Origin of the sequence: Microcystis sp. M53598_WE2 (genome assembly GCF_030067735.1) — a bacterium.
Taxonomy (GTDB): domain Bacteria; phylum Cyanobacteriota; class Cyanobacteriia; order Cyanobacteriales; family Microcystaceae; genus Microcystis; species Microcystis aeruginosa.
In genome coordinates this window covers 1-1620 of sequence record NZ_JASJFE010001030.1, presented here as the reverse complement: position 1 = coordinate 1620, position 1620 = coordinate 1, and the positions used below count along the sequence as shown (strand labels likewise).

Annotated in this window: 3 protein-coding genes; all 3 read left to right on the top strand. The window is 40.2% G+C overall.

Annotation, left to right across the window (positions count from 1 at the left end):
• Positions 1 to 296 precede the first annotated feature (296 nt).
• Entirely contained in the window at positions 297 to 533 is a 237-nt protein-coding gene (gene rpmB, locus PX636_RS21180; protein WP_002732080.1) for a 50S ribosomal protein L28, read from the top strand.
• A gap of 144 nt (positions 534 to 677) precedes the next feature.
• The gene (gene psaK / locus PX636_RS21175) at positions 678 to 944 is read left to right on the top strand and encodes a photosystem I reaction center subunit PsaK (protein ID WP_002760753.1); all 267 of its coding nucleotides are present in this window, start codon (positions 678 to 680) and stop codon (positions 942 to 944) included.
• A 207-nt stretch (positions 945 to 1151) separates the two neighbouring features.
• The coding region (locus PX636_RS21170; protein ID WP_288118724.1) for an ABC transporter permease subunit at positions 1152 to 1620 on the top strand (469 nt) is incomplete at its 3' end.

The following is a 1620-nucleotide window of genomic DNA, read 5'->3' as shown; positions in this document are numbered from 1 at the left end:
GGAAAAATAAAAATGAATTAACCAGAATAATAGAAACTATTTAGAACTTATTAAAATAGTTTCTATCCAGTAAAAATTACAGCTAAATTTGTTGACAATATTCTCACCATTACCTTTGATGCAATTGTCGAAATTGTCTGAGCAGTGAACCGGTTCAATCAACTTCTTAATCCCCCCACTTGCTGTTAAATTTATCTCCGTTCACTTCACCCAGGGGAAGGGGGGACTTCTGGCGAGATTTGAGTTAAACTAGAAAGGTTGACTATTGACAAACATCGATCGCACAGGAGTAAATTATGTCTAGAGTCTGTACTATGACGGGGAAAAAGGCCAATAACGCCTATGCGGTGTCCCACTCCCACCGTCGCACCAAAAAATTACAAGAAGCTAACCTACAATGGAAAAGAGTTTGGTGGTCGGAAGGCAACCGTTGGGTAAAACTACGCATCTCCACCAAAGCTATCAAAACCATTGAAAAGAAAGGATTAGCCGTCTTCGCTAGAGAAGTAGGCTTAAACTTGAATTTGTACTAAGCGAGTAGTTCAGAAGTGGAAACGAATCGACCCTATCGTTGACTCCTCTGCTTTTGATTATTAAGTATTGCAACAGGGCGTGATGTGGGGTGAAAACTACCTTTAAGATTAAAAACTTAAAACGACCTGTTCAGGAGAATTTCAATGTATTCAACCCTATTAATGGCCGCTACCGCCGTACAAGGTTCCAGCGAATGGAGTCCCAAAGTGGCGATTGTCATGATTATCTGCAATATTCTCGCTATTGCTTTCGGTAAAGCGACTATTCAACAACAAAATGTCGGTCCTGCTTTACCTTCCCCCGCTTTATTCGGTGGTATGGGATTAGGCGCTTTACTAGGTACTACCAGTTTTGGTCATGTACTCGGTGCCGGTGTCATCCTCGGTCTTTCCCGTCTGGGAGTTATCTAAATATGTTTTGATTTTCTCAATCGGTGGCCAAAAGTCACCGATTTCTTTTGTTAAAAATTCTGGACTATATAAGTAGGTAGGTGTTAAAAATTATCAGACACCCCCGTTATCAAGGGTAGGGTTGATTCATGAATCAACCCTACCTTATCAAGGGGGATCAAGGGGGGATATAGGGGGGATTTAATTAGAACCAGCTACTTAATAAATATGACTCTACCTCAAAAAAATTCTTTTTGGTACGATGAGCGATTTCAGAAGATTTTTCTACAGGTAATTATCCTGCTAATTGTCTGCCTAATTTTCTGGTTTTTTGGTCGCAATTTAGTGATTAATTTCCAACGCCTACGCTTAAGTTTTGGCTTTGGATTTCTCTTTGATCCCGACCGACCAGCTTCTTTTGCTATTGGTGACTCTCCTATTGCCTACAGTCCCACCGATACCTATTTTCGCGCTCTTTTGGTGGGATTGCTTAATTCCCTCCGCATTATGATTAGTGGCATATTTTTGGCGATTAGTCTGGGAATAGTCATCGGGTTAGGTCGCTTGTCGGATAATTGGTTAATTCGTCAGTTAGCAACAATTTATGTGGAAACTATTCGCAATACTCCCCTATTATTACAATTATTTTTTTGGTATTTTGCTGTATTTCTGAAACTGCCGAAGATTGAGGAATCTT

Coding starts and splice junctions, on each gene's coding strand:
- rpmB (WP_002732080.1), top strand. CDS start 297: ATGTCTAGAGTCTGTACTATGACGGGGAAAAAGGCCAATAACGCCTAT.
- psaK (WP_002760753.1), top strand. CDS start 678: ATGTATTCAACCCTATTAATGGCCGCTACCGCCGTACAAGGTTCCAGC.